This is a genomic window from Chroococcidiopsis sp. CCALA 051 (genome assembly GCF_003015105.1).
In the GTDB taxonomy this organism is placed as follows: domain Bacteria; phylum Cyanobacteriota; class Cyanobacteriia; order Cyanobacteriales; family Chroococcidiopsidaceae; genus Chroococcidiopsis; species Chroococcidiopsis thermalis.
In genome coordinates this window covers 1-23,750 of record NZ_PYCI01000066.1, presented here as the reverse complement: position 1 = coordinate 23,750, position 23,750 = coordinate 1, and the positions used below count along the sequence as shown (strand labels likewise).

Below are 23,750 nucleotides of genomic sequence, written 5' to 3'. Positions count from 1 at the left end.
TGAGATGCAAATATAAGTACTTACTGTTTTGTTAAAAACTTCAAACCTGCATTTACTAAACAACTTTTATGACCGCAACGACTAATAATAAATTGAACTCAATTGATGAATTTCCATCTGCTGTTGAAGTTGCTAAGATTTGGCAGCAAAAGGGGACTCAGTTAGCCAATTTAGGCAAATATACGGCAGCATTGAATTACCTAAATCGAGCCATAACAATTTATGAGGACAATCCTACCGCTTTAGTAATGCGAGCAGTTGTATTGATTCATTTAGGACAAAATGAAGCAGCGCTAACAGATTGCGATCGCGCTTTGACAATTAATCCTAAAGACAAACAGGCTTGGTTATTTAAAGGCGTAGCTTTAAATTATTTAGGGCGTTACGAGCAGTGTTATGCTAGCTACGATCGCGCATTGGGAATCGAACGGCGATCGTCTGTTTACAGATTAGTACAAGTGTGGAAGGGCATTTTTGGTGTTGGTCGTTCTGACAGCGCAGCTATGACTTCTTCTACGTGAAAGCTAGTAGGGTGCGTTAAACAACGCACCCTAAAAATTGTCATAACCTTAAACCCACTGCACGGGATCGAGTTGATAATAACTTTGCAATAATTTGTAAAGTGCTGAATGCTGTTTCTGTAATTGGTGCGGTTTTTCAAAAAAAGTTTCTGTAGCGACGGCAAAAAACTCGGCTGGATTTGTCGTTCCATAGCTATCCATAACAGTTTTTCTACCTCGTTGTACGTCATGACAAAGTTGCTGATACGCTGCTGTCATCACCTGCATCCAAATCGGATAATCTAATTTTCGTGGCAAAATGGGTACGCCTTCAGCTTCACCATCTTCCTGGTCTAACTGATGGGCAAACTCATGCAGTACGATATTGCGACCATCTTGCCAGTTACGAGTATCGTATTGTACCTGTTCCCAAGATAAGACTAATTGGTCATTCGTCCAAGACTCTCCCAATCTTGCCACGCGCTTTTCTTCTACAATATAACTTCCAGTTTTTGCAATTTCATTGACAAAATACGTCCTGGGATAGATGAAAATAGTGCGCAACCTTAAGAAGTATTCGCCTCTTTCATTGAGTAAAAGTAAACAAGCAACAGCAGCGATCGTTATTTTCATTTCTTCTGTCACTAGCAAACCATTACAACCAATAAATTGTTTTTCTGCTAAGAATACTTGAATGTGTCCTTGCAAGTGCTGGCGATCGCCTTTGGAAAGACAATAATAAATTGGTAAATTATTTTCAATTACTGCATTCCACAGTATAGGAAAAGGAAGCTGCTTATAGTAACGGCGACGTTTTTTTATTAGAATAGGATGAATGAAAATCCCGGCAATGATGAAGGCGATCGCGATTATAATAGTTAGTGTTTCTATCATAAAGTTATAACAGTAGTCTCAATTCTTCCATTTTCAATTCTTTCAAATAACCTAACCTTACATGAATTCTTTTTAAAGGTAATAGTATTTAATTACACAGATAGATATATATCGCATCTTACTCTGACTAATGTTATTTTAAGAACATTTTTGAGCAATTTAAAGCTAGCAAGCTCATTCCTTCACTCTTAATGCTCCTACTCTCAGTAGATAACTATGAAATTGTTTAGCCCAACCGCATCACCACAAGAGCAAGATATTTCCAGAGCTAAAAGCTTTAGAGGACTACCCCTACGATTAGTCCTGGTATTACCTTTTGTGTTACAAATTGCCGGTGCGGTAGGGTTAGTGGGTTATCTATCATTTAAAAACGGTCAGCAAGCAGTTAACGTTCTTGTCGATCGCTTAATGGATAAAAGTGGCAACCTAGTGTCCGAACATCTCACTGGTTATTTAGACACTCCTCAAAAAATTAATCAGATTAATCATGACGCGGTCGAGTTAGGATTATTAGATTTAAAAGACTTCAAGACAACAGGACGTTATTTTTGGAAACAACTACAAACTTATCCAGAACTAGCTTACAGTGCCTATGCACTGACTACGGGAGAATATGCCGCTGCAGGAAGATTTTTAGCAGGACGGGGAGTTACTATTGATGAACTATCTGCTGCTACTGACTGGAGAACATATACGTACGTTACAGACGAGCGAGGCAATCGCACTCAAATAGCAGTAGTCTACGATGACTACAACCCTCAAACAGAAGCTTGGTATCAGGACGCAGTCAAAGCAGGCAAACCAACCTGGAGCAGCGTATCCAACTGGGATGGCGAAAATTTAGCAGGATACATATCTATTACTGCTACTAGTCCTATTTACAATAATAAAAATCAACTTTTCGGTGTCATTGGAGTCGATCTACTTTTAGCTGGTATTAATAATTTTTTAAAACAACTCAAAATTACTCCATCAGCCAAAGTTTTTGTGATCGAACGTGATGGGTTACTCATTGCCTCCTCTAGTACGGAAAAACCTTTTACACTAGTTAATGGTGTAGCTAAAAGACTCAGCGCTCTTGATATTAATGACGCTCAAATTCGAGCAACAGCCAAGTATTTGAAACACAATTTCGGTAATTTTCAAAGAATTAAAGGCGAACAACAACTAAATTTTAAATTACAAGACGAACTTCAGTTCGTTCGCGTAGTCCCTTGGCAAGATGAATTTGGGTTGAATTGGTTAGTCGTAACTACCATACCCGAATCAGATTTCATGGGACAAATTCATGCCAACAACCGAACAACATTTTTTCTCTGTTTTTTAGCATTATTAGTAGCAATTTGGTTGGGGTTACTTACCTCTCGTTGGATTAGTCAACCAATTCTACGCTTAAGTAAAGCCTCTACGGAGATCGCTCAAGGAGATTTAAACCAACAAGTGGAAGTCAAAAGGATCGTTGAACTAGGAGTATTGTCACGCTCTTTCAATGAGATGGCGCAACAATTACAAGCATCTTTTGCTAATTTAGCTCGAATCAATCAAGAACTCGATCGCAAAAACCAGGAAGTTGTCCGAGTCAACGAGCAATTAGATAAGGCGAATCAAGAATTAGCAACAGCTAACGATGAACTCGAACTGCGAGTAGAGAAAAGGACTATAGAACTACAACACGCTAAAACTGCGGCAGAACTAGCCAATCGCGCTAAAAGTGAATTTCTAGCAAACATGAGTCACGAACTACGGACTCCTCTCAACGCCATCCTCGGTTTTTCCCAACTGATGAATCGAGAACCTTCTTTAAGCAATCGGCAACAGGAAAATCTCAGAATTATCAATCGTAGTGGCGAGCATTTACTCTCGCTGATCAATGACGTATTAGATTTAGCCAAAATTGAGTCAGGAAAAATGACTCTCTATCCCACTGACTTCGACTTATATGTCTTATTAGACTCGATTAAAGAGATGTTGGCACTACGAGCAGAATCTAAAGGGTTACAGTTAACAATCGAGCGCAGCAACAATCTCCCTCAATATATCAAAACTGACGACAAGAAACTGCGGCAAGTTTTAATTAATTTATTGGGTAACGCCATTAAATTTACTTCAGTTGGTAGCGTCACTCTACGAGTAGAATTAGCAGGCGATCGGCAACCACTAACCAATAATCAACAACCCATAACTCTTCACTTTGAAGTTGCCGACACTGGTGCAGGTATTGCACCAACAGAAATTAATAGTGTATTTGAAGCTTTTGTTCAAACAGAAACAGGTAAACAATCTCAACAAGGAACTGGTTTAGGCTTACCTATTACTAAAAGTTTTGTCGAATTGATGGGAGGCAAGATTACTGTTAACTCCGAACTAGGAAAAGGTACAGTTTTTCAATTTAATATCCAAGCTTTAGAAAGCGATGTCAGTAAAGCCGTCGAGCAAAAAAGAACTTATAGAGTTGTTGGAATCCAACCAAATCAACAGAAATATCGGATTTTAGTCGTAGACGATCGCTGGGAGAATCGCCAGCTTTTACTAAAATTATTACAACCAATTGGTTTCCAAGTTAAAGAAGCAGTTAACGGACAAGACGCAATCACAATATGGCAGCAATGGCAACCGCATTTGATTTGGATGGACATGCGAATGCCAGTCATGAACGGTTATGATGCGACTCAACAAATTAAATCACATCTTCAAGGACAAGCTACTGCAATTATTGCTCTTACCGCTAGCACTCTTGAAGAAGAGAAAGCTATTGTTCTTTCGGCTGGTTGCGATGATTTTGTCCGCAAACCTTTTCATGAAGAAGTCATTTTTGACAAAATGGCTCAATTTTTAGGCGTACGGTATATATATGAAGAAATTTGCTCTAAAAATATTTCTGAAGCTTCAACTGTTGAAAAATTGACAGCTGAAGCTTTAGCAGTTATGTCGAATGAATGGCTGATGAACCTATCAGAAGCTGCGGCTTTGATTGACGAAGAGCAAATTGCTCAATTAGTGTCTCAAATACCAGAAGAATATCAAGCATTAGCTCAATCGATTCAAAAAGAAGTTAGTGAATTTAATTTTGACCGGATTATGAATTTCGCTCAAACCGCAGCTAATTTATGAATAACGCTCAATTAAATTATTATTGTGCCGACATTTTAGTTGTTGACGATACTCCTGATAATTTGAGAGTTTTATCTACAGCTTTAATAGAAAGAGGTTATAAAGTTCGCTGTACTAAAAATGGTGCTATGGCACTACTTACAGCTAAAAAAGATCCACCTCATCTTATTTTGTTAGATATTAAAATGCCAGAAATGGATGGTTATGAAGTTTGCGAACAGCTAAAATTAGATTCTTCAACGAGTCATATTCCTGTAATTTTTTTAAGTGCGCTAGATGATGTTTTCGATAAAGTTAAAGGTTTTGCAGTTGGTGGAGTAGACTATATCACAAAGCCATTTCAAATTGAAGAAGTTGTAGTCCGCATCCAACATCAATTAGCTTTACAGGCAGCAAAGGCAGAAATTTATCAATTAAATAACGCTCTAGAACAAAAAGTTCTACAAAGAACTTTACAATTAGAAGAAGTTATTCAGCAAAGAGATCGAGAAATCGTCAAGCACAAACAAACTCAAAAAAAGCTATTTTATCAAGCTTTACATGATGCTCTAACAGGTTTGCCCAATCGAACTTTATTTATGGAGCATTTACAAAAAGCTCTACATCGTATTACCAGAAATAAAGATTATTTGTGTGCCGTTTTATTTATCGATCTCGATCGCTTCAAAATTATTAATGATAGTTGGGGACATGCTGTCGGCGATCGCCTATTAATTGCGATCTCTCATATTCTAAAAGAATGCTCGCGCGAGGTTGATACTGTAGCGCGTTTGAGTGGAGATGAGTTTACTATTTTATTAGAAGATCTACAAGATATTCAAGACGCGATCGCAATTGCCGAACGATTGTTAGAGAAACTAACTGCTCCAATTCATTTAGGTGAATGTAAAGTCTATATTGGGGCTAGTATTGGTATTGTTTTTGGTTCGGGAGCTTATCAAACTGTCAATGAGTTACTGCGGGATGCCGATATTGCGATGTATCGCGCTAAAGCTTTAGGAAAAGGACGTTATGCAATCTTCGATCGCGAAATGTACGACAGAACGTTGCATCTTTCACAACTAGAAATAGACTTGCGTTATGCCTTGGAACGTCAAGAGTTTCTATTACATTATCAACCAATTATCTCTGTCGCAACTGGGAGATTGACGGGTTTTGAAGCCTTATTACGCTGGCAACATCCAAAAATGGGATTGATCGATCCAGGAGATTTCATTGAGATCGCCGAAGAAACTGGCTTAATTGTACCGATTGGTGAATGGATTTTACAGGAAGCTTGCCAACAGTTATATATTTGGCAGCAAAAATTTGCTACGACATCTTTATATATTAGTGTCAATCTTTCCAGCAAGCAAATTCAGCAATTCGATCTAGTAGATAAGTTAGCTAAAATTCTGGATCGTACTGGTTTAAATGGAAAAAATCTCAAGTTAGAACTGACTGAAACTATGCTAATGGATCGAGGAGAAAAGACGATCGAACTTCTCTTCCAAATTAAAGAGCAAAACATTCAACTCAGTATTGATGATTTTGGCACGGGATATTCCTCTTTAAGTTATTTACATCGTTTTCCAATAGACGCACTGAAAATCGATCGCTCTTTTGTCAGTCCGATTGATGCGGAAGGCAAGAATTGTGAAATAGTGAGGACAATTATTACTCTAGCTCACACTTTAGGAATTAAAGCGATCGCCGAAGGAGTAGAAACATCTCATCAACTAACTGTATTAAAAAAGTTGGGGTGTGACGAAGCGCAGGGGTATTTCTTTGGTACGCCCGTCAACTTTCAGCTAGCAGAAGAGATTTTAGTCAAAAATGTTTAATAGTAATTTTTGCTAGCGGGCAAGCTATGAGCAATCCTTCACCAGCAGTTAATCACTCAAATAGAAACGCTACTAGCAATATCATCACTTTTCTATCTTTAGCACGTTATTAGTACAGAGGGGCGATCGCTACTCTACTGTAACAAGGCAGTACGCCAGCTAAAAATTGAGAGGTTAATCGTGCTTTCATGGACGCTTTGGTTGATTTTGTTGGGATATGGGGTACTGATGTGGTGGATTGCACCGACGACAAAAACTTTCCAGTCTTTCTTTCAAGGCAAGGATCGAACGGGTAAAAACCCGGAAGTACCCATATTAACCGCTAGTATTGTAGTCGCCTGGATTTTTGCTAAATCAATTACTAATGCAGCGAATTTAGGACGCTCCTATGGTTTGATGGGTGGTTTAGCTTACGCAGCGTATTACGTCGGGATTCCCATCTGCGGCATATTAATTATTAGGTTACGTCGAATGACTAACTCTAGAAGCTTAGCAGAGTATGTCAGCCAAACATACGGTAACGCTGCAGCTAAATTTTTCATGGCGATCGTTTTACTGCGATTGTACAACGAAGTTTGGTCTAATACTGCCGTAGTTGGCTCTTACTTCGGTCAACCAGAATCTTACAGCTTTATCCTCTCCTCGATAGTCTTTACGGTATTAGTGCTGATTTATACGCTCAAGGGTGGTTTGCGGGCAAGCTTGGTAACAGATTTAATTCAATTCGGGTTGCTGGTTTTAGCCGTACTCTTAACGCTTCTCTGGGTGTTTCCGCAAGCACCAGCTTTATCTGTTGCCCCCCAAGAATCGGGTTTTTGGAATTCTGGCGTTGACTTATTATTAGTAGCGTTAATTCAGTGTATCCCCTACGCCTTTCACGATCCCGTACTTACAGATAGAGCATTTTTAGCTGGAGCTAAAACAACTTATCGTGCCTACCTGCTATCTGGAATTATTGCCGCAAGTCTGATTATTCTCTTTAGCTTTGTCGGCATGGCAGCGCGGGTAATTGGCGGCGATGCGGCGGTTGATGCACCCGTACAGGCAGCAGCGGCAGGAGGTACGGGGATATTAGCCTTGATGCTTTCGGTGATGATGCTTTCAGGTGGCTCAACTTTGGATTCAACTTTTAGCAGCACGAGTAAAGCTGTAGTGGTAGATTTAAAAGTCGGATCTCAGCCGATACTTCTAGGAAAAATCTCGATGGTTGCAATGGCAATTGTGGGAAACTTACCCATGCTGTTTGGTACTAATATTCTGAAAGCAACCACAGTTAGTGGCACTATGGTTTTGGGGCTAGCACCAATTTTCTTATTAATCTCGCGCCGAAGACTTCCTAGAGGCGCTTTTTTCGCCCCTGTAGGAATCTCAGTCATACTAGGTATAGTTTCAGCACTCAATCCCGCTCTTTTGCCTTGGAAGATTGGTTCTGGTGAAAATGCTTCTCTGCTAGCTTGGAATGTAGTCACGTTTATTTTAGTTTGGATTGTATTTGGTTACTTTTATTGGCAGAGTGAGTTCAAAGTAGAGGACTCATCTCAATAACGGTGACTTATGAGGATAAAAAATGGTTACGCTAGTGCCGTAAAATTATCCTTCATAGGTATTTGCTCGCCTCCCCCATGTATTGCGATTATCTCGTCCAAATTCTGACTGCCCGCGTCTACGATGTCGCCCAGGAATCTCCACTAGAATACGCTGCAAATCTCTCAACTCGAATAAACAACAAACTTCTGCTGAAGCGAGAGGATATGCAGTCAGTCTTTTCCTTCAAATTGCGGGGGGCTTATAACAAGATGGCACAACTGGCACCGGAGTTGTTGGCACAGGGTGTCATTGCTGCATCTGCCGGAAACCACGCCCAAGGAGTTGCGCTTGCAGCCCGCCAGTTGGGAACTCGCGCTATTATCGTCATGCCCGTGACGACTCCCCAGGTGAAGATAAATGCAGTCAGATCTCATGGGGGAGAGGTTATATTGCATGGGAATACATACGATGATGCCTATACTCATGCCCGTCAATTAGAAGCTGAAAAAGGCATGACGTTTATTCATCCCTTCGACGATCCGTATGTGATTGCCGGACAGGGTACGATTGGGATGGAAATTTTACGACAGTGCCAACAACCGATTCACGCGATTTTTGTGGCAATTGGGGGTGGTGGTTTAATTTCGGGAATTGCGGCATACGTCAAAAGGTTGCGCCCTGAAATCAAAATTATCGGCGTAGAACCCGTAGATGCTGATGCGATGTATCAGTCTCTTAAAGCTGGAAAAAGGGTAAGGTTGCCTCAAGTCGGCTTATTTGCCGATGGGGTAGCGGTACGGGAAGTCGGGGAAGAAACCTTTCGGTTGTGCCAACAGTATGTCGATGACATCATTTTGGTGGATACAGATGATACTTGCGCCGCAATTAAAGACGTATTTGAAGATACGCGATCGATTTTAGAACCTGCTGGGGCATTAGCGATCGCGGCTGCTAAAACTTATGCAGAACGAGAACAAATTCAGGGACAAACGCTAGTCGCTGTCGCCTGCGGTGCTAATATGAATTTCGATCGCCTGCGGTTTGTAGCCGAACGTGCAGAGTTAGGCGAACGTCGAGAAGCTATCTTTGCCGTGACAATTCCCGAACAACGGGGTAGTCTGCGGCAGTTTTGCGAATGTATTGGCAAGCGCAATTTAACTGAGTTTAACTATCGGATTGCCGACGAAAAAGAAGCGCATATTTTTGTCGGCGTACAAATTGAAAATCGCGCCGATGCAGCTAAGATGGTAGCTAACTTTGAAGCAGTGGGATTGAAAACCATTGACTTAACCGATGACGAACTGACAAAATTACACTTGCGCCACATGGTAGGCGGAAGATCTCCCCTAGCTAGTAACGAATTACTCTATCGATTTGAATTTCCCGAACGTCCTGGGGCATTGATGCAATTTGTTGGTTGCATGAGTCCCAATTGGAATATTAGCTTGTTTCACTACCGCAACAACGGGGCAGACTACGGACGCGCCGTAGTGGGAATGCAAGTTCCGCCCCAGGAAATGGAACAGTGGCAGGCGTTTCTCGATACGCTGGGATTGAATTATTGGGATGAAAGTCAAAATCCGGCGTATAAGTTGTTTTTGGGGTAGATGGAGAGTAAAAATCTCACTGCGAATCTTGAATCACCAACCGCGAGGAACTACAACGCCCAAATTCTTCTGGGGCATATTGTAAATGCGCTTCTGCACCAGACCAAAGAAATATGCCTGGAGTGACCGATCGCACGAGATAATGGAGTTGATAGACTCCAGGTTCTAGCCTGTCACTGTAAGCTACCACGCGATCGCGGTATATTGTTTGATAGCCAATTTCCCAACTGTCTTGTTGCGGTTGGAAATAGGGCGTAGCGGTTTGGAAACTCGTATCGACAGCCTCAAATCCGGCGGGGAGAGGATCTGTTATTACAACTCGATCTACAGGGCGATCGCTAATTATTTCTAAACCTATATCAAACACTTGTCCGACTGGAACTGTCAAGGGTTCGGCAGGCGCATATAAGCCAATTCGCCGCAATGCCTTGGTTTCATTAGCCGGACGAATTTCTCGCGTCACCCTAAGTCCGTTTAAGCGCCCTGGTTGTTCTCCCTGGAGGCGATAGCGATAGGCAAGTAGGTAGTGTAGCATCCCGCGACCGGATTTTTTCAAAGTTAGATTTAAATTTTTTTGCCCACGGGGTAGCTGAGTCATCGGTACGGAAATATCTACACTGGGTTTGCGGTAGCCTTCAAATTGAGTTGCAGTTAAGTTTTTACCTCCTAGTTGCACGTTTGCTGTAAAGTTAGGTGGTGTGGGTTGTAGAGACGTTACATGTAACGTCTCTACCCGCATATATTGCACCAAAGCGGTGAGTGCTTCAGCATTATCATAGGTTGTCTGCCAAGTTCCTTCCCTTCGCAACGCCAAGAGTCCTTGCAACAATCGAGCTAAAACTTCAGGCTTTGCCTTAGTATCGATAAATAATCGTAAGGCTTGGGCTTGACTTGTGGTAGGAGAATTCAACCACTGCCAACCGGAAGGTAAGTTTACCACGGCACTGCGTCCGGTTTCATATACAATCTCTTGCAATTGATCCGTCAGAATTTTCGCCTCTTGCTGCCATTCTGGAAATAGATGCAGGTATCGTGCTAATTTAATTTTGGTAACGAGATCGAAGCGATCGCGTCCGTTATAAATATCGGCAAGAAAATCATTCTGTTTGTTGCCTAATTCCGATAGTGCGATCGCAGCTTCTAAGCGTACCCTTTCTTTACAAGGCGACTCTTTACAAAAATCGTATTGACTGGGATTTGCCAACAGTTTTTGCAAGTAAGTTTTGAGGCGATTCACCATTGTAGCATTAAGCTCGAATCCTGCGGTTTGGGCTGTAGCAATTGCTGATGCTGCATAAGGAGAAACAAAAGGATCTGATGTTTTCTCGCCAGGTAAGCTAGCAAAGCCGCCGTCGGGTAACTGAAGTTTTTGCAATCGTTCTAGTGCTTTTGCTTGTTGACTGGGGTTGAAATCAGTCACCTTTTGCCCGTATTGTTGGGAAAGAATTTGTAAGTTTGCCGCGATCGCAAGTAGACTGGCGGCTGGTTCTAAAAATGGCAACCGTTCTTCGTCTAGAACTTGTCGTACTGGAGCGGTAATATTAGCAATAGGTGTACTAGCAAGAGAAATTTCTAATCCACCAGCATCGGGGACGACATTGTTATCTATATTTAAGGGTATGGAAGTGCGATCGCTTGTTAATCCTGACTCTACCACTTGTTCTGTCACTTCTAGCGGTTTAACTTCTAACGGCACGGCGAAAGCATCGGTTGTACTATCTAATTGCGTGGTAAATTTGACTGTAGACTTGCCTGCACGAGTGGCAACAAAGGGGAAACGATAAGCACTCGTACCAGATTTTGTTGGGGTTGATAAATCGCCAGAATTATTGTCAGCAAATTGTATGGAACCATCTACAGTACCTTGAATTGCTAGCGTTCCCGATTGCCCTGTAGTATTGGTGACAGATAAACCTGCATCAAAGCGATCGCCTATACGGGCAAACTGCGGCAGAATTGGACTAGATAATAGGGGTTTGGTAGCAATAAACGTTTCTTCCCCATTTCCAAAGCGCAAATCGCCATCGGTAGCAACCGCCATGACTCGCCAGGTTGTCAAATCATCGGGTAGATTAAACGTAACCTTTGCCTTTCCACTTGCATCTGTCTGCACTGCGCCGTTGTAGTAAGCTAAAGGTTGAAAGTTTGTCCGCACGCGGGTACTTGCCAATCCCGAAGAATTTCCGCCACCGTAACCCCAACCTTTATCGAGGGGAGATGCTAGGGATGATAAAACCACATTGGGACGATTATCGGCAAAGCGAGTAGAAATTGGTTGTTCGGCGTATACTGTTTGTACCAAATCTGGTAGTCGATAACCGCTTAATTGCAACACGGCTTCATTTACCACCATGACAGCAAACTGTCCTTGAAGTGGGTTTCCTACTCCATCTTGTAATTGTAATTCAACAGTTTGCGCTTCACCAGGAGCAAGCGATCGCTTTTCGGGATTCACTTGCACTTTTAAATACTTATCTTCTAAATTAATTTTGAAAGGTGCAAACCCAATTCGTACCAAATTTTCTAAACTTCCTGGTTCGACTTGAGATATGGGAGTACCCTGGCGTACCAATACCGCTTCGACTGCGGCGTTTGGTAACATATCTGCGGTGACTTGAAATTGAACTTGCGGCGCACCACCTTTAACTGGAATAATCGTGCGATATAGAGTATCGTGGCGTACAACTGCCAAATATAATTCTGCTTCGGGATAGGGAGACTGAATCAATACTGTGGCTGTTTCCCCAGGTTGATAGCTATCTTTATCCAGTTTGAGTTCTAAGCGATTGTTCGTGTAGCGATCGCCCCAGTTTACCCCATTATCGCCCGTCGCCCAAATCTGCGTATCAGTAGCAGTGCTTTCATCTTTAGCATTGGTAAAATTAGCGCGAATGCGGTAAGAACCGGATGTTGGCGGAGTCAGGTAAACAAGTTGAGGAGTATTGCTAGATGATGTCTGCGTTTGCGCTACCGTTTTATATTCCACTTGATTGTGAGGAGTCTGGCTACCTTCTACCACCTGGGTAACGCTGCTGTATTTCATTTCTTGTAACTCGATGCGGACTTGTTGCCCTGTCACGGCTTTGCCTGTAGGATCGGTGACGATAACTTGAATGGGAAAAGATTTACCAGCATCGGCGACAAAATCGCTTTGCAAACCAATGAGGCGATCGCTCGGTAGTGCCGTAAACGTGCGAGAATCAGCTACAGATAGATTGGAAACATCCGAGATCTGCACGTCTACACGATAGGTCATCGGATAAGGTAAATCCTTAGCTACAGGTACAATTTGACTACTTTTCCCTGCTGCATCTAAAACTTGACGCGATCGCAATACATCACTAGTAATATTAGGGCTTTCTTCGGGCCAAAACCACTGTCGTCCAAATGAAAATTGTTCCCAGCCTTGAGGATTAAAATTAGTTTGGCTGCGAGTGACGTAATATTGTGCTTTTCCTCCTTCTACAGGCGCACCAAATAAATAATTACTTTGAGCTGTAGCTGCAATTTTATCGTTAGATAGGACGAATTCTTTACCTAAATCCAATTCTACTTTGAAATTAGGTGGTTTAAATTCAGCCACGCGAAATTCACCAGAAATTTCTGCACCACTTTCACCTTTAGCACGAATTGAATAGTATCCTAAAGGTTGACTGGAATTGAGAGGTATTTCTAAGGAAAACGTCCCGAATTCATTTGTAGTTTGAGTACCTAAATCTATCTTTTCTCCGTTCGGATTTTCTAGCGTAACTTGATAAGATACATTTTTATCTTGTTTAATAATGCCATTTTGTAAATAATAAGCTGCGCCAGTCAACTCAGCCTTTTCCCCTGGTTGATATAATTGACGATCTGAGAAAATCGTACCCCGCGATTCAATTTCGTTGCTGTTCCATCCCGCATCAATCCCGTAGCCATAGGAACCGCTATACTCATCACTCCGCGCAAAAGTCCAGTCTTGACCTTCACGAGCAATTACGAGTAACTTAGGTGGTGTATTAAACTCTGCACCTCCCGTGCAAGTTTGCAAAGCTTGACGATTTAGCAGTAAAGTTCCAGTTAAATCGGTTTTTCCAACCGCACAAGCTACGGGTACAATTCTAGATTTTGCCCCTAATTTAGATTCGTAAATTTCAACATTTGCATTCGCTACAGCAGCACCGTCTGAAAGATGATGAACTCGAATCAAACCTGAATCGGGAAACCACTGACTAAATACACCCAAATTAGTTAACTGTACTAATCCGTAAAATGTCGGTTCGCGCCATTGCTGCTTACCATTTTCCTTATAAGAATTAGTGCGCGCCTGCACGCCATAAGCTAACATTCCTGTAGAGTTACCCAGTTTTTCTCGTAGAGGAACAGTCGTATCAACCGATTGATTCTTGCGTCCTTTAACAGGAAACTTTTGCCAAGAACTCTGAGAAGGAAGTAAATCGTTACCATCACCTCTAGGATAGGCGGAATCAATATAAACTAAATCTTCTGGTTGTACGACTTTATAGGCTGCTTTATACCTCGACTCAGGTAAATTAACCGTGCTAATATTCAGTTGTAAATTTTTGCCATCAGGAAAGATATTCAAATCTGTGGGAACCCAAATATCGGGAGAAACATCACTTGTGGTGAATTTTTGAGTAATTAGTTTACCGAGAGTTTGCCCAAACTTATCTTTAAGATTTGCACCCAAAGTAACAGTATAAGTCGTTGCTGGTTCTAAAGCATAGGGATTGAGATTGACTATATTATTACCTTCGTAAGCTTGTACCAAACGAGGCAATTTTTTAGGTGCTGGCTGAATTGTAATATTGGCGATCGCAGATTCTGCGACCAAACCATTATTAAATATTAGTTGGGGGCTACCTTGAACAAATCTACCGTATGCCCCACCAGCATCAGCTTGTCCGATATACTCAATTTTATTAAATGCTAAAGGTGCGTAAGTTTGTACCTGAGTTGCAAAAGTAGATGTACTGGGTAAATTTCCGTGTAAAGGCAGCAAACCACGGGCAAATTCTAAACGATAACGAGTTGCTTTTTCTAGATTTTGTTGCGGTATTATGGTATAATTGCGATCGCGATTAGCAGGATCGAATTTCTCTTGAGCTGAATTACCTTCCTCAATAACTTCCTGTTTCTCTAACTGAAATTTCAGCGGTACGCTTTGTTTTTTCTCCTCTGCTACAAGTTGGACATGTTTTGATAAAGACTCTAAATTTAATTCGACATTAGAACTAAATTTCAGCGTTGGTTGCAAACCCAAAGGTTCAGATGAAGATTCCGAATTAGGCTCGATTCCTGGTAAGTTGAATAACTTAATTGCTTCAGTACTGAAAGTCCAAGCCAGATCCTTATCTAAACGATGATTTTTTAAATCTGCCAATCCAGCTTTCAGGGTAATTCTAACCCGTGTAGCTTTCGGTAAAGCGCGATCGCCTTGCCATCCTACCATGCGCGGCGTGAGAAAGCGAAATTGTCCTGGTAAAGGCGGGTAAAGTTCAAATTTCTTTAAGATATCTTGGCTGCTATCTATACTCTCAACTGGAATTAGCGCCTCTTTAAACCGAATCCGAATTTGGGCTTTTGTTTCAGCTTCTCCAATCGGACTAATTTGTTCAATCCAATTCGGTAATGGTGGCGGTGGAATTGGTGTAACTATTGGTAGTGGTTCATCCGATAACCGCGCCGTACCACACCCTGCTATACCCAGTACAAGTGTTAATACTAGTAGGAAATACACCCCAATTCTCACACCCGTAGCCACAGTTCGCCTCGCTTTACTCGCACAGTATTCCTGTGATAGCTCATGCGGCTAAATCGTTCCGAAATCCCTACAATTCTTTACTAGTCTGTCTTTTGGTATTACAGGATTGTAAAATAGATGGATAAGAGAATGCGATCGCAGGTTAATCTTAATGTCTCAGGTACTCTTCGATCAAATACTTGACCAACTTCAATCTCTCTTGAATTATTTGAGTTACAGCAACTTAATCGAGTTCTTCAAAACTATCTTGAAGATAAGGAAGAAATAACTAAATAAGCGATATTTTATTAAACAACTATACGAGGTAGTTATATAGAAAGTTTCAGCCTAGTAGATAGTTAGGTAGCTTTTCGGGGAATCCTAATATAGAAAGGTTAGGGTTTATTAAATGCTTCCGACAAATCTCAGCGAACTAGAAGAAATCCGTAAAGAATGCAAACAGATGGTAGTCAAGCGAGCAGTCGTTTCAGGTGCAGCGAACCTTGTTCCAATTCCAGGACTTGACATTGCGGCTGATGTTGGATTGCTCTTGCAACTACTTCCTGCTATCAATAGTAAATTTGGACTTTCCCCAGACCAGATAGAAAAACTTGATCCACAAATGAAAGCAATAGTTTATGGACTTGTTTCTAACATGGGAACTCAATTAGCGGGTAAGGTAATCACCAAACAATTAATTTTGACTATTCTCAAACGGGTTGGTATCCGAGTTGGAGCAAGGCAAGTTGCAAAGTTTATCCCAATCATTGGACAAAGCGCAGCACTTGCAATTAGCATCGCTGCGATGAAAACTATCGGTGATATGCACGTCGATGAATGTTACAACCTTGCTATGCAGGTTATCAAGAAGGGGAGAGCAGCTTAAGTACCGGATAAGTAATTCAAAATAGGATCGGAGGCAAGGATGATCGTGGCAACATTTTCAGTCGCCGTAAGAAGCCTAATAACGCTTTGGAGCGGACGTGCAAAGTTTTCGCGCTTCGTTCGGTGCTACTATCCTGTTGCTCGCTTTCATTGTTAGTTAGCAACCTGGTAATAGATATTAGACTAATTCTGAAAATTTTTTATTTGAGTTACTTAATTTTTAGCTGAATGACTCATATAAAAACATCGGCAATTGAGTTTATTTTGCGCTAATTGTACTAAGAAACTCATGCGATCGCAATTTAATCACTTAAGATGCGATCGCAAACTAACAATTCCCTTACAGCCAACGCGCGATCGCCCACAACAAGCGATATGTTAAAGTAATTGAGTAAGCATGAAAAGGATTTGTACACTATGACCTTCAGCGATGTGGTCGAGGCAATCAAAAGTCTATCCACTGACGAAAAACAAGAAATCCAACTGCTACTGAAACAGTATATCCGTGAAGAACGCCGACAACAGATATATAAAAACTTTCAATTGGCGCAGGTTGAACAGCAAAAAGGCGAACTAAAATTTTCCGCCAACATTAATGAACTGAAGCAACTGATAGAGGAATAATAGTGGAAGTCAGTTTCAGTTCCTCATTCAAACGTGCTTTTAAAAAACGTATTAAGAGCGATGTAGATTTAGAGGCGAGATTTTGGCAGAAATTAGAGCAGTTTATTATAGCTCCATTTGCTCCCAGCTTAAAAACTCACAAATTATCAGGCAACCTCAAAGAATTTTGGAGTTTTAGCATAGATTATGACCAGAGAGTATTGTTCTACTTTACAGAAGATGGAAAAGCTGTGTTTGTAGATATTGGTAGCCATGACGAAGTGTATTAAGCAGCAGTGGCAACATAGCTCATTTATTACTAAATCTCTACTAGAACAAACTCAGTAGCTGGGTTTATTTTGTGTTAATTGCACTTAAAAACTCACGCGATCGCACCCCAGTTAAATCGCGATCGCCACTTTTCTAGCATACGATTGTTTCAATTAGAGTGTTTAAATTTAGCCCACTTGTGCAATAACTTGTCCAATTTCTTGAGGAGTTGCGCCTGTTGCTAGCATTGCCCGAATGAGTAATTCAATAGAAACTGAAGCATCACCATTTTCAGCCTTAGCGATTCGAGGTTGGCTAGAGTGTAATTTCTCTGCAAGTACAGTTTGGGTCATTAATTTTTGTCGCCGTTCTTTGAGGTGACGGCTGAGAGCAAGCTTAATTTCAATAAGTGTAGTTTCTTCTGGGGTAAGATCTAAAAATTCTGCAACAGTTCCGACTTTCCAACCTTTTTCTTCTAGTTTTTTTCTTTTGACTTCTTTCATACAATTAATCCTGTATATCTTTGTCGTATTTGCTGAGTCGTTTTTGACAGATATCGATAACACTGGTAGGTGTTGTTCTAGTTGTCTTATTGAACACTTCAAGAATTAGAATTGCGTCGTCATCAATTCGGTAGATGATTCTCCAATTCTTATCTGCATCTCGAATCCGTAGTTCGTGGCAGCGTGTCCCAATACTTGTCATTGGTCTTGAATGGGGCAGTCCTAAGTTGTCACCTTGCTGTAACCGTCGCAGCAAAACTCCTGCTTCTATGCGTGCTACTTGGCTAAAAGGAGGTGTTTTGATCTCGCCATGCAACCAAACCAAAGGTTTATCCGTTTCATTCATGTGTTATTTATATCATATCTGATATATTCATATAGTTGCCACAATCCAACAATTCAGGTAAAGCCATGCAAGCCAAACTTCAAGAGCAACTCTCTCCTGCTGATGCCGAAGTCATTTTAGGACGCTTGCCCGAACGAATTCGCACCGCCTTAATTGCTCGTGCTGCTGAAATCGAATACCCAATTGAAGCAGTAGTTGAGATGGCGATCGCTAGTTTTTTGGATACAGAAGCGTTAGGTTTTGCACATTGTAAACCAGGACGCGGACAATAAAAAACCTTGGTAATTGGCTGTATTTTGCGCTAATTGTGCTTAAAAGATCATGCGATCGCACCTCAGTTAAATTGCGAGCGGATACAAATTTATATTACCTAAAATTCCAAATTCAAATTCTAAATTCACGCTCTATCAGAAATGATACGGAGGTAGATAGTGCTGCCTTGTGCCTATAATGCCCCTTATCCTTCAAGATTGAATGTCTGCAATCCTATGAACTCTTTCTCTCAAATTGCTGTACGAGTAATCGAACAATACCTCGGGTAACATCAAGTAACATCGCGCGATCGCCGCATCGTTTCGTTTACACTACAAAAAACTACAAAAACCGCTCTACCCTCGATTATGCTGCATAACTTCAGTACATCTGCATTTTTTCAGATGCCAACCGTGTAAAGTAAAGCTATTTCCGAGAAAATCGCCCTTGCAACTACCAAGAGCGAGCGGCATGAATTATAAAATTTTTATGTGAATTTTGGCACTACCTGCCTGGACTTCCAGCTATTGTCTAGAACTATAACTTGCATTTAATGGTAGCCACTAATGCTAGATATAAGTTAAAGATGGAAATAGTTTGGTAGGAGAGGCTGGAGCTATGCCCACCGCAGCGATCGCTTTCTGCAATAGGCACTTGATGCTGACCCAATCCAATCGTACTAGGAGTGAACTATTGACATCCGACCGATAAATCCTTAATTCTGATTTTTCAGCCGCAGCCGCTATTTTTCCTTTAGGTTCTCATGTCAACTCTCGTTATCGTCGAATCCCCCACCAAAGCACGCACCATCCGTAACTACCTACCAAGGGACTTTCGGGTAGAAGCGTCTATGGGTCACGTACGCGACCTACCCCAATCAGCCACCGATATTCCCGCCAACGTTAAAGGGGAAAAATGGGCGCAGTTGGGCGTGAATGTGGAAAGTGACTTTGAACCGCTGTACGTGATTCCCAAGGATAAAAAGAAAATTGTCACGCAGCTCAAAGAAGCACTAAAATCTGCTGACGAACTCGTACTGGCGACAGACGAAGACCGAGAGGGCGAAAGCATTAGCTGGCACTTGTTGCAGCTACTCCAGCCAAAAGTTCCGGTCAAGCGGATGGTATTCCACGAAATTACCCAAGACGCAATCCGCAAAGCGCTGAAAAATTGCCGCACCGTTGACGAACAACTCGTCCGCGCCCAAGAAACGCGCCGAATACTCGATCGCCTGGTAGGATACACCCTATCCCCCCTACTGTGGAAAAAAATAGCCAAAGGGCTATCCGCCGGACGAGTCCAGTCAGTTGCAGTCAGACTTTTAGTTAACCGCGAACGGCAACGCCGCGCTTTCCGCCAAGGGAGTTACTGGGATCTCAAAGCTACCTTGGAGGCGAAAGGCAAAGAGGCGAAAGGTGAATTTGAAGCCAAACTCACCACCCTAGCTGGTACAAAAGTCGCCAATGGCAGCGATTTTGACCCAGATACAGGGCAGATCGTTGCCGGACGCAATGTTGTTTTATTGAATGAAACCCAAGCCAGGGAACTACTAGAGCGTTTAACGGGCAAACCTTGGACGGTGACGGATTTAGAAGAACGTCCTACGACGCGCAAACCCGCACCACCCTTTACCACCTCTACCCTGCAACAGGAATCTAACCGCAAACTGCGCTTGTCGGCGCGGGACACGATGCGGGTCGCTCAAAACCTCTACGAACAGGGATATATTACTTACATGCGTACCGACTCGGTGCATTTATCCGAGCAGGCGATCGCAGCTGCCCGTAGTTGCGTCGAGCAGATGTATGGCAAAAATTATCTCAGTCCCCAACCGCGCCAGTACTCCACCAAAAGTAAAGGCGCACAAGAAGCACACGAAGCCATTCGCCCCGCTGGAAGTAGCTTCCGCACGCCCAAGGAGACAGGTTTGAGTGGCAGAGAATTCGATCTCTACGATTTGATCTGGAAGCGCACCGTGGCGACCCAAATGGCAGACTCGCGCCAAACTCAAGTTATCGTGCAATTACAGGTAGAAGACGCGGGATTTAGGTCTAGTGGGAAGCGAATTGATTTTCCTGGCTTCCTACGTGCTTATGTGGAGGGTTACGACGACCCAGAAGCAGCATTAGAAGATCGGGAAGTCATTTTACCACCGATGAAAAAAGGCGATCGCCCCGACTGCAAAAACCTAGAGGCGATCGGACACGAAACCCAACCCCCTGCGAGATATACGGAAGCTTCTCTCGTTAAAACCCTAGAAAGCGAGGGTATCGGTCGCCCCAGTACCTACGCCAGCATCATCGGCACGATTGTAGACCGAGGCTATGCCCAAATCGTCAGCAACGCCCTCGTTCCTACTTTCACCGCCTTTGCTGTCACTGCCTTGTTAGAACAGCATTTTCCTGACTTGGTAGACCCTAGCTTTACCTCCAAAATGGAGCAAACCTTGGATGATATTGCCACGGGTGAAGCAGCTTGGTTGCCATATCTCCGCAAGTTTTATTCAGGCGATGCGGGACTGGAAACTCTAGTTAAGGCACGGGAAAGTCAAATTGAAGCCAACGTTGCGAGAACGGTCGCTTTTGATGACTTAGAAGCAAAAGTCCGCATCGGTAGTTACGGTCCTTATATCGAAGCACAGAACGGTAGCGATACTGTGACTGCTTCCATTCCTAAAGACTGGACTCCGGCAGATTTAGATGCCGAATTAGTGGAAAAGTTGCTCAAACAGAAAACCGAAGGACCGGACAAAGTAGGGATTCACCCTGAAACTGGAGAGCCGATCTATGTCAAGATCGGTCCTCACGGTCCTTACGTGCAACTAGGGGAAAAAACTGAGGATAAGCCCAAACCCAAGCAAGCCTCGTTGCCTAAAGGTGTCACGCCCGATAACCTCACCCTAGAGACAGCTGTTGGTTTGCTATCTCTACCGCGGCTACTTGGTACTCACCCAGCAACGGGAGGCAAAATTCAAGCTAGTATTGGACCCTATGGACCCTATGTCGTCCACGACCAAGGTAAGGAAGGCAAAGACTATCGATCGCTTAAAGTCAGTGACAACGTATTGACAGTGACTCTAGAACGGGCGCTAGAGATTCTTGCCGAACCCAAGAAAGGACGACGTACCAGCAGCAAATCCAAATCAGCATTACGCGAGTTGGGCGCTCATCCGGGGGACGGAGAACCAGTCAATATCTTTGAGGGACCCTACGGGCTTTACGTCAAGCACGGTAAGACCAACGCGGGATTACCGGAGGGACAAAAAGTAGAAGATATGACTTTAGAAAAAGCGTTAGAACTATTGTCAGCCAAGGAATCGAGCGGTAAAAAGTCAACAACGCGCAAATCTACTAAGGCAAGTGCTAACGGTAACGGGACTGCAACTACAGCCAAGAAAAAAACCGCTAGCAGCACTCGCAAGACCACGACTGCTTCTAAATCAAAAACTAAGACTTCATAGATTCTTAACTGGTTATAAGTTCGATTGTAGAGACGCAAGCGTTTGCGCCTCTATTTTTTTTGGAGATACGGAATACACCCGTATTTTTACGGTCGTCGATCGCAATTCCCGGAAGTTGAAATGAAAATGCATAGCTATAGCTATCAGCGCGATCGCGACTCCCATAAATTGGTTTCTAACATGAAGATTCGTCAAAAGTTAACTATAGGTTTTGTCGGGACTTCTTTATTAGTAGGCTCAATCGGTTGTCTATCATTGGTTGTCGATAAAAATACTCACGCTCATATAGAGCGAATCAACAAAAAATACATTTATGAATTTGAGTTCTCCGGTCGGGCGATCGCTGACATACAAGCAGTAAATGTAGCAACGCATAAACTTTCAATTGGAGAAATACATATATATAGTAGAGGAGAAATTATTGCACTAATCGAGTCTAAATTAAATACAATAGAAAACAATATAAATGATAGAATTCAGAAAAACGATCCGGCATTGATAGTAAGTTTTGAAACTGAACTTACGCGAGAAGAAGCTGAGAAAAGTTATCAAAGCCTTAAGGCATTAAAAGCCAATTTTTTAAGATATAAAACTTTAGTTACGCAATATTTACAATTACTATCTACTAATGAGTGGGATGCCAAGCAGCTTTTAGCAGATAAATTAGAATGGTATGTAGAAAAAAGCATATTGCCCGAGGTCGAGGAATACAAACAGCGAGCCGAAAATAGTTTATCAACTGAAGTTAGAGAAACCGAAAAAATGTTTCTCATGGGAGAGCGCGCGATTGTCTCCTCAACTTTAGCTGCTGTCATAACTGCCATTATTCTAGGCTATTTCATTTCTCGTTCTATTCTTAAACCGATCGACAAGCTAAAAGGAGCAGCAATTCAGGTTGGAGAAGGTCATTTAGAAACTAGAGTTGCGATCGATTCTCACGATGAACTCGGAGTTTTAGCTGATGCTTTTAATCAAATGATATTAGGTTTATCGAGAACAACAGTATCTCAAATCTATTTAGATAAAATTCTCAGTTCGATGTCAGATTTACTAATTGTAACTAATCCAGAGCGAATTGTTACTAAGGTAAATCAAGCAACACTCGATTTACTTGGGTTTTCAGAAAGCAAATTACTTGGTAAGTCGATCGATATTTTTCTAAGCCAAAACACAAACTTGAGTGTTTATACGTTAGCCGATCGCGGGTTAAATCTCAATCTGGAAACAAATCTGTTAACAGCCGCAGGTAGAGCAATTCCTGTATCTTTTAGTTCTTCTGCTATTGTTGACGAACAGGGGAACAAGCAGGGTTTCGTTTGTGTAGCGCGAGATATAACTGAAAAGAAAAGAATAGAAGCGGCGATGTTACAGGTAAGAGTAGCTGAGGCTGCCAAAGCAGAAACCGATCGAGCTTTACAACAAGAAAAGCATTTGAACGAGATGAAAAGTAAATTTATCTCTATAGCTTCTCATGAATTTCGGACACCATTAACTACAATTTTATCTTCAACAGAGTTACTACGAGATTATGGTTACAAATGGACAGAAGATCGCAAAAATCAGCATTTTCAGCGAATTGCTAATTCTGTAAAACACATGACCGGACTTTTAAATGATGTACTTTTGATTGGTAAAGTAGAAGCTGGAAAAATTGAATTTAATCCCCACTCGATTGATGTCGTCAACTTTTGTCAAGAACTAATAGAAGAAATAGAAATAACTGCCAAAAACCATAAGGTTTTATTTCATTGCAAGCGCCAGTATATTCATGCTTGTATGGATGAAAAGCTCCTACGACACATTTTTAGTAATTTACTCTCAAATGCAATTAAATATTCTCCTAAAGGTGGTGCTGTCAATTTCGAGCTAATCTTTCAATTAGAACATCTGATTTTCCAAGTTCAAGACCAAGGGATCGGTATTCCGCAAACAGAACTATCCCAATTATTTGAGACGTTTCATCGGGCTAGTAATGTCGGTACAATTCCAGGCACGGGATTAGGACTTGCCATTGTCAAAAAGTCTGTTGAAGCCCATCAGGGAACAATTACAGTAGAAAGTGAAATTGGCGTAGGTACGACATTTCAAGTTACCCTACCACTTTATGAGGTTTGCCCAACTAAGGACAGTTATCAATGAAGAAAGGGAGCGCACGAGCAGGGAGGACAAGGGGGACAAGAAGGACAAGGGGGAACTCGGGGACCCCACGACCGAAGGGAGTGGGGA

15 protein-coding genes are annotated in these 23,750 nt (G+C 42.1%); 11 read left to right on the top strand and 4 right to left on the bottom strand.

Annotation, left to right across the window (positions count from 1 at the left end; translation table 11 throughout):
- The first annotated feature begins 68 nt into the window (after positions 1-68).
- The gene (locus C7Y66_RS16980) at positions 69-521 is read left to right on the top strand and encodes a tetratricopeptide repeat protein (RefSeq protein WP_106546500.1); all 453 of its coding nucleotides are present in this window, start codon (positions 69-71) and stop codon (positions 519-521) included.
- 48 nt (positions 522-569) lie between these two features.
- Here C7Y66_RS16980 and C7Y66_RS16975 read toward each other — a convergent pair whose 3' ends face one another.
- Positions 570-1,394, bottom strand: a complete 825-nt coding sequence (locus tag C7Y66_RS16975) for a zinc-dependent peptidase (protein WP_106546499.1) — start codon at positions 1,392-1,394, stop codon at positions 570-572.
- A gap of 216 nt (positions 1,395-1,610) precedes the next feature.
- Here C7Y66_RS16975 and C7Y66_RS16970 point away from each other — a divergent pair, with 216 nt between their 5' ends.
- The 4 genes from C7Y66_RS16970 to ilvA all read left to right on the top strand — a co-directional run bounded on the left by C7Y66_RS16970 (position 1,611) and on the right by ilvA (position 9,462).
- Positions 1,611-4,505 carry a hybrid sensor histidine kinase/response regulator gene (locus tag C7Y66_RS16970; RefSeq protein ID WP_106546498.1) on the top strand — a complete coding sequence of 965 codons (2,895 nt, stop codon included), beginning with the start codon at positions 1,611-1,613 and terminating at the stop codon, positions 4,503-4,505.
- A complete protein-coding gene (locus tag C7Y66_RS16965; RefSeq protein WP_106546497.1) occupies positions 4,502-6,328 on the top strand; it encodes a GGDEF domain-containing response regulator in 1,827 nt (608 codons plus the stop codon). The genes C7Y66_RS16970 and C7Y66_RS16965 overlap by 4 nt, the downstream gene beginning before the upstream one ends.
- 180 nt (positions 6,329-6,508) lie before the next feature.
- The gene (locus C7Y66_RS16960) at positions 6,509-7,873 is read left to right on the top strand and encodes a sodium:solute symporter (RefSeq protein WP_146149811.1); all 1,365 of its coding nucleotides are present in this window, start codon (positions 6,509-6,511) and stop codon (positions 7,871-7,873) included.
- A gap of 77 nt (positions 7,874-7,950) precedes the next feature.
- Complete coding sequence (ilvA, locus tag C7Y66_RS16955) at positions 7,951-9,462, top strand: threonine ammonia-lyase, biosynthetic (protein WP_106546495.1); 1,512 nt, start codon at positions 7,951-7,953, stop codon at positions 9,460-9,462.
- Between the two features lie 16 nt (positions 9,463-9,478).
- On the opposite strand, the gene C7Y66_RS16950 is transcribed toward ilvA, so the two are convergent.
- Complete coding sequence (locus tag C7Y66_RS16950; RefSeq protein WP_199197482.1) at positions 9,479-15,226, bottom strand: alpha-2-macroglobulin; 5,748 nt, start codon at positions 15,224-15,226, stop codon at positions 9,479-9,481.
- 388 nt (positions 15,227-15,614) lie between these two features.
- On the opposite strand from C7Y66_RS16950, the gene C7Y66_RS16945 reads away from it, so the two are divergent.
- The 3 genes from C7Y66_RS16945 to C7Y66_RS16935 all read left to right on the top strand — a co-directional run bounded on the left by C7Y66_RS16945 (position 15,615) and on the right by C7Y66_RS16935 (position 16,983).
- Positions 15,615-16,091: a hypothetical protein gene (locus C7Y66_RS16945; protein ID WP_106546494.1), complete on the top strand. Its 477-nt coding sequence runs from the start codon at positions 15,615-15,617 to the stop codon at positions 16,089-16,091.
- 416 nt (positions 16,092-16,507) lie between these two features.
- Entirely contained in the window at positions 16,508-16,714 is a 207-nt protein-coding gene (locus C7Y66_RS16940) for a hypothetical protein (RefSeq protein WP_106546493.1), read from the top strand.
- Between the two features lie 2 nt (positions 16,715-16,716).
- Positions 16,717-16,983, top strand: a complete 267-nt coding sequence (locus C7Y66_RS16935) for a type II toxin-antitoxin system YafQ family toxin (RefSeq protein ID WP_106546492.1) — start codon at positions 16,717-16,719, stop codon at positions 16,981-16,983.
- Between the two features lie 168 nt (positions 16,984-17,151).
- Here C7Y66_RS16935 and C7Y66_RS16930 read toward each other — a convergent pair whose 3' ends face one another.
- Entirely contained in the window at positions 17,152-17,466 is a 315-nt protein-coding gene (locus C7Y66_RS16930; RefSeq protein ID WP_106546491.1) for a helix-turn-helix transcriptional regulator, read from the bottom strand.
- Between the two features lie 4 nt (positions 17,467-17,470).
- Positions 17,471-17,812 (bottom strand): type II toxin-antitoxin system RelE/ParE family toxin, encoded by a 342-nt coding sequence (locus C7Y66_RS16925; protein ID WP_106546490.1) that lies wholly within the window; start codon positions 17,810-17,812, stop codon positions 17,471-17,473.
- Positions 17,813-17,877: 65 nt separating this feature from the next.
- On the opposite strand from C7Y66_RS16925, the gene C7Y66_RS16920 reads away from it, so the two are divergent.
- The 3 genes from C7Y66_RS16920 (at position 17,878) to C7Y66_RS16910 (ending at position 23,663) form a co-directional block, all read left to right on the top strand.
- Positions 17,878-18,084 (top strand): hypothetical protein, encoded by a 207-nt coding sequence (locus C7Y66_RS16920; RefSeq protein WP_106546489.1) that lies wholly within the window; start codon positions 17,878-17,880, stop codon positions 18,082-18,084.
- A gap of 743 nt (positions 18,085-18,827) precedes the next feature.
- Positions 18,828-21,524, top strand: a complete 2,697-nt coding sequence (topA, locus tag C7Y66_RS16915) for a type I DNA topoisomerase (protein ID WP_106546488.1) — start codon at positions 18,828-18,830, stop codon at positions 21,522-21,524.
- A gap of 120 nt (positions 21,525-21,644) precedes the next feature.
- Complete coding sequence (locus tag C7Y66_RS16910) at positions 21,645-23,663, top strand: ATP-binding protein (protein ID WP_106546487.1); 2,019 nt, start codon at positions 21,645-21,647, stop codon at positions 23,661-23,663.
- The last annotated feature ends 87 nt before the right edge of the window (positions 23,664-23,750 follow it).